This is a genomic window from Croceibacterium soli, assembly GCF_009828065.1.
Classification (GTDB): domain Bacteria; phylum Pseudomonadota; class Alphaproteobacteria; order Sphingomonadales; family Sphingomonadaceae; genus Croceibacterium_B; species Croceibacterium_B soli.
Genome location: NZ_WTYK01000006.1, coordinates 193,037 through 201,234, shown reverse-complemented (window position 1 = coordinate 201,234; position 8,198 = coordinate 193,037). Strand labels below are relative to the sequence as shown.

The window sequence follows — 8,198 nt, the reverse complement described above, 5'->3', positions numbered from 1 at the left end:
CCTCAGAACCCCCACCGCAACCCCCCCCAACCCACCAAATAAACTCCACGCCAAAAACTAAAACACCCCCCCCCCCCCCCCCCCCGGGGGGGGGGGGGGCCCCCCCCCGGGGGGGGGGGGGGGGCCCCCCTGGCCTGGACGAACGGTGGAGCCAAGCCGCGCCCCCTCCGTCAGCGCTTCGCGCTGCCACCTCCCCCAGAGGGGGAGGATTGGGGCATCAGGTGAAAGCTTCGCGCTTCAATTCGTAGAGCAAGTCCAGCGCTTCTCTCGGCGTCAGCGCATCCACATCGAGCCCCTGCAGCCGTTCGCGCAACTCATCGCACTGCTCCACTTCCGCTTCGGCAGCGGCGGCGAACAGCGGCAGGTCGCCTAAGCCGGCTGCGAGCCCGCCCGTCTGGGCGCGGCCTTTCTCGAGCCGGTCGAGCACCGACTTGGCGCGGGCGACCACCTCCTTGGGAACGCCGGCCAGCCGCGCCACCGCCAGGCCGTAGCTGCGGTCCGCCGGCCCTTCGGCGAGTTCATGCAGTAGCACCAGTTCGCCTTTCCACTCGCGCGCCCGCACGTGGTGCAGCGAAAGCGCGTCGCAGGTCTCGGCCAGCCGCACGAGCTCGTGGTAGTGCGTGGCGAACAGGCAGCGGCACTTGTTGCGCTCGTGGATCGCCTCGACCACTGCCCAGGCCAGCGCGAGGCCGTCGTAAGTCGATGTGCCGCGGCCGACTTCGTCCAGGATCACGAAGCTGCGCTCGGTCGCCTGGGCCAGGATCGCCGCCGTCTCGACCATCTCGACCATGAAGGTGGAGCGCCCGCGCGCCAGGTTGTCGCTCGCGCCGACGCGGCTGAACAGCCGGTCCACCAGCCCGATCCGCGCCCGCGCTGCCGGTACATAGGCGCCGGCCTGGGCCAGCAGCACGATCAGCGCGTTCTGCCGCAGGAAGGTCGACTTGCCGCCCATGTTCGGCCCGCCGATCAGCCACAGCCGGTCGTCGGGCGAAAGAGTACAGTCGTTGGCCACGAAGCGTTCGCCGGTGCGGGACAGCGCGGCTTCGACGACCGGGTGCCGCCCCCCTTCGATCTCAAGGCAGGCCTGCTCGACGATCTCGGGCCGGCACCACCCGCCCTCGGCGGCGCGCTCCGCCAGACCCGCCGCGACATCGATCCGAGCCAGCGCGGCGGCGGTCGCGGCGATGCCCTCGCGTGCGGCGCAGACCTGACCGACCAGTTCTTCGAAGTGCGCGTCTTCCGCCGCCAAGGCGTGTCCGCCCGCTTCGGCGATGCGGCTCGCTTCCTCGTGCAGGTGCAGCGAATTGAAGCGCACCGCGCCGGCCATCGTCTGCCGGTGGGTGAAGCCGCTGTCCGGCGCCATCAGCCGGTCGGCGTGCTTGGCCGGCACTTCGATGAAGTAGCCGAGCACCCCGTTGTGCCTGATCTTGAGCGCGGCGATCCCGGTCTCGTCGCGGTACTTCGCTTCCAGCACGGCGATCGCCCGCCGGGCATTGCCGGAGACCTGGCGCAGCTCGTCCAGCGCGGCGTCGTACCCTTCGGCGATGAAGCCGCCCTGGCCGCGCTCGGTGGGCGGAGAGGGGACGAGGGCCTGCGAAAGAAGATCGGTCAGCGCGCCATGCCCGCCGAGCTTCGGCAGGAGCTCCTCCAGCATGGCCGGCCGGTCCGGCTTCGCTTCCAGGTGGTCGCGGATGCGGCGCGCCTCGGAAAGCCCGTCCCGGAGTTGCCCGAGATCGCGCGGAGAGCCGCGCCCCGCCACCACCCGGCCGAGCGCGCGGCCGATGTCCGGCAGGTGCCGCAGCACGTCGCGCAAGTCGGCGCGCAGCAGCGGGTCGGCATGGAACCAGTGGACCAGCGCCAGACGGTCCAGGATCACCGCGCGGTCGGTCAGCGGCGCGGCGAGATCCTCCGCCAGTTGCCGCGCGCCCGCGCCGGTGACGCAGCGGTCGACTGCCGCGAGGAGGCTTCCGGCGCGTCCGCCGCCTTGCGCCTCCACGACTTCGAGGCTCGCGCGCGTCGCCGCGTCCATCGCCAGCCGCGCCGTGCCGTCTTGCGCCACCGGCGGCAGCAGCAACGGCAGCTTGCCGCGCCCGGCATGGTCGAGATAGGCGATGAGCCCGCCCGCCGCGGCGAGCATCGCCCGCGTGAAGCTGCCGAACCCGTCCAGCGTCGCCACCCCGTGCACCGCCTTCAGCCGCGCCTCGCCCTCATCGCTGGCGAAATCGCCGTGCGGTCGCGGGATCGCCTCTCCGGGCCTTGCGGCCCATTCCTCAGGCGCAACAACCTCCGTCGCCCCGATCCGCGCCAGAACCGCAGGAAGCTCACCCGCCGCGCATTCCTCCAGGTCCATCCGCCCGGTCGAAATGTCGCACATCGCGACGCCGCAAGTGCCGCGAACCTCGCACACCGCCGCCAGCACGTTGGCCCGGCGGGGCTCGAGCAGCGCTTCCTCTGTCAGCGTCCCGGCAGTGACGAAGCGGACGATGTCGCGCGCCACCAGCGCCTTCGACCCGCCGCGCTTCTTCGCTTCCTCCGGGGTTTCGACCTGCTCGGCGATCGCCACGCGGCAGCCGGCCTTGATCAGCCGCGCGAGGTAGTTCTCCGCCGCATGCACCGGCACGCCGCACATCGGGATCGGCTGCCCGTCGTGCTCGCCGCGGCTGGTCAGGGCGATGTCGAGCACGGCGGCGGCGGTCTTCGCATCGTCGAAGAACAGCTCGAAGAAGTCGCCCATGCGATAGAACAGCAGGCAATCGCCGGCCTCGCGCTTGAGCGCCTGGTACTGCACCATCATCGGGGTGGCGGATCCGGCCATGCGCGTGGGGTAGACGCCGCCCCCGCGATTCGGGAAGTTTCCGCGGCAAGCTTTCCCCTATCGCTTGCGCCGATGGCCCGTTAGGGGTCCGCGCGAAAGGAGAGTCGCTTGGCCGACGAAGACCAAAACCTGAGCTTCACCAGCCGCGAGGCGCTGTTCTACCACCAGACCGGGCGCCCCGGTAAGATCGAGATCGTTCCCTCGAAGCCGGTCGCCACCCAGCGCGATCTCAGCCTGGCCTATTCGCCGGGCGTCGCCGCTCCGGTCGAAGCGATCGCCAGGGACCCGCTGCTCGCCGGCGAATACACCGCCCGTTCGAACCTGGTCGCGGTGATCACCAACGGCACCGCGATCCTCGGCATGGGCAACCTCGGCGCGCTGGCGGCCAAGCCGGTGATGGAAGGCAAGGCGGTGCTGTTCAAGCGCTTCGCCGACGTCGATTCCATCGACATCGAGCTCGATACCGAAGATCCCCACAAGTTCATCGAGGCGGTCGCGCTGATGGAGCCGACGTTCGGCGGCATCAACCTGGAAGACATCGCCGCCCCGGAATGCTTCATCATCGAGCAGGCCTTGCGCGAGCGGATGAAGATCCCGGTCATGCACGACGATCAGCACGGGACGGCGATCATCGCCGCGGCGGGGCTGATCAACGCCTGCCACCTGACCGGGCGCAAGCTCCAGGACATCAAGATGGTCGTCAACGGCGCCGGCGCATCGGCGCTCGCCTGCACGGCGCTGATCAAGGCCATGGGCGCGCGGCATGAGAACGTCATCGTCTGCGACCGCAAGGGCCCGATCTACCCCGGCCGCGACGGCGTGGACCAGTGGAAGAGCGCCCATGCGGTGGCGACCGAGGCCCGCTCGCTCGAGGAAGCGCTCGTCGGCGCGGACGTGTTCCTCGGCCTTTCGGCCGCCGGCGCGCTGAAGCCGGAGTGGGTCCGCCAGATGGCCGACCAGCCGATCATCTTCGCCATGGCCAACCCGGACCCGGAAATCAGGCCGGAGGATGCGCGGGCCGTGCGCCCCGACGCGATCATCGCCACCGGCCGTTCGGACTACCCGAACCAGGTCAACAACGTGCTCGGGTTCCCGTTCATCTTCCGCGGCGCGCTCGACGTGCGGGCGACCGCGATCAACGAGGAGATGAAGATCGCCGCTGCCGAGGCGATCGCCGCCCTCGCGCGGGAACGGGTGCCGGACGAAGTCGCCGCCGCCTACGGCGTCGATCACCAGTTCGGCCGGGAATACATCATCCCCGCGCCGTTCGATCCGCGGCTGATGGAAACGGTCTCCTCGGCCGTCGCCAAGGCGGCGATGGATTCGGGCGTTGCGCAAGTGCCTATCGAAGACTTCGACGCCTACCGGCTGAGCCTCCGCGCCCGGCTCAACCCGACCACCTCTGTGCTGACCAAAGTCTACGAGGATGCCAAGAAGAACCCCAAGCGGGTGGTTTTCGCCGAAGCGGAAGAGGACATCGCCCTGCGCGCGGCGATCCAGTTCCGCGATTTCGGCTACGGCACCCCTGTGCTCGTCGGCCGCACCCAGGCGGTGAAGGACAAGCTGGTCGAACTCGCCGTGGCGGATCCCGACAGCTTCGAGATCCAGAACTCGCTGGACAGCGAGCACGTGCCGGCGATGGTCGAGTATCTCTACGACCGCCTGCAGCGGCGCGGCTATACCGAACGCGACGTGCGCCGCATGGTCAACCAGGACCGCAACGTGTTCGCCAGCCTGCTGGTCGCGCTCGGCCACGGGGATGCGATGATCTCCGGCCTCACCCGACCGTTCGCGCAGACGATGCGCGAAGTCAGCCTGGTGCTCGACCCCAAGGCCGGCCAGGTGCCGTTCGGCATCCACCTGATGATCGGCAAGAACTACACCGTGTTCCTGGCCGATACGACGATCAACGAGCGTCCGAGCGCCGCGGAGCTGGCGCACATCGCCCGCGAAACGGCCAGCGTGGCGCGCAAGCTCGGCCACGAGCCGCGCGTCGCCTTCCTCTCCTACTCCACGTTCGGCAATCCGTCGGGCAAGTGGCTCGAGAACATCCGCGACGCGGTGCACATCCTCGATGGCGAGGACACGAACTTCGAATACGAAGGCGAAATGGCGCCCGACGCCGCGCTCAACCCGCAGGTGATGAAGCTCTACCCGTTCAGCCGCCTGTCGGCCCCGGCCAACGTGCTCGTCATGCCCGGCCTGCAGTCGGCCAATCTTTCGGCCAAGCTGCTGCGCGAACTGGCGGGCAATGCGGTGATCGGCCCGATGCTGATCGGCATGGAAAAGCCGGTCCAAATCGCGCCCATGACGGCCTCCGCGCCCGACGTGCTGACGCTGGCGGTGCTGGCGGCGGCGGGGGTGGTCAGCTGACGGCGGTTTGACATCGGCCGGAGGGGTTGGCAGGTTTGCCGCTTCCCCGCCCCTCCTGCCCCATTGTCCCAGAGGCGATGCCCTGTGCCGCGATCGGCGCAGCGCATCGAAACCAGCTTATGAACCTGAGCGCTTCCATCGTCCCGACAGACCAGCTCGAACTGCTTCCGGGCTCGCCGCCGTGGGTGCAGACCCTGATCGGGCTCGGCCTGCTGGTCCTGGCCTCGATGGCGGCGAACTTCATCGTCAAGCACGTGATCCTGCGGCTGATCGGCAAGATCGTGCCAGGAGACTGGCCGGCGCCCTCGGCGATCGCCGCTCGCCTCGCCAACATCGTCCCCGCGCTGATCGTCTCGGGCGGGATCGCGCTCGTGCCGAACCTTCCCGAATGGGTGGTGGACGTCACCCGCAATGTGGTTGGCGCGTTCATCATCCTCACCATCGCGCTGGCAATCAGCAGCGGCCTCAGCTTCGTCAACGATCTCTATGCGCGCCGCCCGGATGCGGCCAGCCGGCCGATCAAGGGCTACATCCAGGTCGTCAAGATCGTGCTCTTCATGGCCGCTACGATCCTCATGATCGCGGTGCTGATGGAGGAATCGCCGCTGCTGCTGCTCTCGGGCCTCGGCGCGATGGCCGCGGTGCTGATGCTGGTGTTCCGCGATACGATCCTCTCGCTCGTGGCCTCGGTGCAGCTCACCTCCAACGACATGCTGCGGGTGGGCGACTGGATCGAGATGCCGTCATGCAACGCCGATGGCGACGTGATCGATATCGCCCTGCACACGGTCAAGGTGCAGAACTGGGACAAGACGATCACCACGATCCCCACGCACCGGCTGATCTCGGACAGCTACAAGAACTACCGCGGGATGCAGGAGTCCGGGGGGCGGCGGATCATGCGCTCGATCCTGCTCGACCAGAACAGCGTCCGCTTCCTCGATCCGGAAGAAGTGCAGGATCTGCGCCGCTTCGCTCTCATTGACGAATACCTGGACCGCAAGCGCGGCGAGATCGAGAGCTGGAACGCCAGCCTCATCGAAGCGGGACGCGATCCGGTCAACTCCCGCCGGGTCACCAACATCGGCACCTTCCGCGCCTATGTCGCCGCTTACCTGATGGCGAACGATCGGCTGGCGAAAGGCATGACGATGATCGTGCGTCAGCTCGATCCCACTCCGCAAGGGTTGCCGCTGCAGATCTACTGCTTCACCAACACCACCGCCTGGGCGGAGTACGAGGAGATCCAGTCGGACATCTTCGATCACCTGCTGGCGGTGCTGCCGCGCTTCAGGTTGCGCCTGTTCCAACAGCCCAGCGGGCTCGACCTGGTGACCCTTGCCGGGCCGGACAGGGTCGGCTTAGCCGCGGCATCCGCTCAGAGCAGCGCGCTCGCCACGCCGTAGACGCTCGTCAGGGTCAGCACCACGCCGACCATGATCAGCATCGCCTTGGTGGAGAAGTGCTTGGCGGCGAAGGCCCCGAAGGGCGCCGCGGCGACGCCGCCGATCAGGAAGCCCAGAGTCGCGCCCGCGAGATCGGCGATGCCGAGGTGATAGATGAACGCGGCCGAGATCGTGATCGTCAGGAAGAACTCGACCGAGCTGACGGTGCCGATCACCTTGCGCGGTTCGGCGCCCTGGATCAGCAGGTTGGAGGTGACCACCGGCCCCCAGCCGCCGCCGCCCGCCGCATCCAGGAAGCCGCCGAGCAGCCCCAGCGGGGCGACGTGCTTCGGCCGCCGCGCCGGCGGCGGATAGGAAAGCCCGCGCCACAGCAGGTACAGGCCGATGCCGGACAGATAGACCAGCACGAACGGCTTGATCACGGCCGCGTCGATGGAAGTCAGCAGGTAGGCGCCGGCCACGCCGCCGACCACGCCGGGCAGCAGCAGGCGCAGGAACAGCGATTTGTCGATGTTCCCGTTCAGCAGGTGGCTGATGGCGGAGGTCGCAGTGGTAAAGCACTCAACCACATGGACCCGCTGGGAGGCCAGCGCCGGCGGCACGCCCAGCACGCCGACCATCAGCGTGTTGGAAATGACCCCGAAGGCCATCCCCAGCGCGCCGTCCACCAGTTGCGCCGCGAATCCTACTGCGATGTAGGGAAGCAGGGCTGCGAAATCGAAATCGCCGAAAATCATGCGGGTGCACCCTGCGGTATGTCACCGCCCAGTTGCCCGCGCGCCGCCCCGGCGAAAAGATAGAAATTCTTGGCGGCCCGCTCAGCGCCTCGCGGCCCGGCGTACTATTTGCGCCTAAAACGGAAGTACCAGACCTCGTGCCCCAGCCGCCGGGCTTTCGCTTCGTAGCGGGTTTCGGGCCAGCCGCCGGGGCGGTTCTGCCAGCTTTGCGGGCCTTCCACGAGCCATTCGAACTGATCGGTGTGGCGGCGCATGACCATCAGGGCGTGGCGCAAGTATATCGGGTGGTCGGTGCCGAAGCGAAACTCGCCGCCCTGCTTCAGCTTGGCGGCGATGAGGTCCACCGGGCCGTCGTTCATCATCCGCCGCTTGGCGTGGCGTGCCTTGGGCCAGGGGTCCGGGTGCAGCAGGTAGAGGAACGACAGCGCCCCGTTGGGCACCCGCGAGAGCACTTCCAGCGCGTCGCCATGCTGCAGCCGGACGTTGACCAGCTGTTTCTCGCGCACATGGGTCAGCGCCTGGGCCACGCCGTTGACGAACGGCTCGCAGCCGATGAAGCCATGGTCGGGCAGCATGTCCGCGCGCTCGGCCAGGTGCTCGCCGCCGCCGAAGCCGATCTCGAAATGCAGCGGGGCAGGGTGGCCGAACAGCCGCTCGGCGGTGATCGGCCCGTCCTCGGGCACGGCGATCTGCGGCAGCAGCGTGTCGACCAGCTCCTGCTGCCCTTTGCGCAAGGTCTTGCCCTTGGACCGGCCATAGAGCCGGTTGAGCGTGGTCGGGTCGCCAGGTTTGTGCGCGGTCATCCCGCGGGGCGCTAGGTCCATTGGCGGCGGTTTGTCCAGCCTGCCCTTGAGCCGATTTGCGCAC

The 8,198-nt window shown here is 68.5% G+C and carries 5 protein-coding genes; 2 read left to right on the top strand and 3 right to left on the bottom strand.

The features are described 5' to 3' along the window. Positions 1 to 217: 217 nt before the first annotated feature. Complete coding sequence (gene mutS / locus GRI75_RS11630; protein WP_202389720.1) at positions 218 to 2,815, bottom strand: DNA mismatch repair protein MutS; 2,598 nt, start codon at positions 2,813 to 2,815, stop codon at positions 218 to 220. Positions 2,816 to 2,923: 108 nt separating this feature from the next. Here mutS and GRI75_RS11625 point away from each other — a divergent pair, with 108 nt between their 5' ends. Continuing rightward, positions 2,924 to 5,188: an NADP-dependent malic enzyme gene (locus GRI75_RS11625; RefSeq protein WP_160747144.1), complete on the top strand. Its 2,265-nt coding sequence runs from the start codon at positions 2,924 to 2,926 to the stop codon at positions 5,186 to 5,188. Positions 5,189 to 5,307: 119 nt separating this feature from the next. Then, positions 5,308 to 6,594: a mechanosensitive ion channel family protein gene (locus GRI75_RS11620; RefSeq protein WP_160747143.1), complete on the top strand. Its 1,287-nt coding sequence runs from the start codon at positions 5,308 to 5,310 to the stop codon at positions 6,592 to 6,594. Here GRI75_RS11620 and GRI75_RS11615 read toward each other — a convergent pair. Together GRI75_RS11615 and trmB are read right to left on the bottom strand one after the other, a co-directional pair. Then, positions 6,567 to 7,331 carry a sulfite exporter TauE/SafE family protein gene (locus tag GRI75_RS11615; RefSeq protein ID WP_160747142.1) on the bottom strand — a complete coding sequence of 255 codons (765 nt, stop codon included), beginning with the start codon at positions 7,329 to 7,331 and terminating at the stop codon, positions 6,567 to 6,569. The two genes, GRI75_RS11620 and GRI75_RS11615, sit on opposite strands and share 28 nt — an antisense overlap. A 104-nt stretch (positions 7,332 to 7,435) precedes the next feature. After that, positions 7,436 to 8,134 carry a tRNA (guanine(46)-N(7))-methyltransferase TrmB gene (trmB, locus tag GRI75_RS11610; RefSeq protein WP_160747141.1) on the bottom strand — a complete coding sequence of 233 codons (699 nt, stop codon included), beginning with the start codon at positions 8,132 to 8,134 and terminating at the stop codon, positions 7,436 to 7,438. Between the last annotated feature and the right edge of the window lie 64 nt (positions 8,135 to 8,198).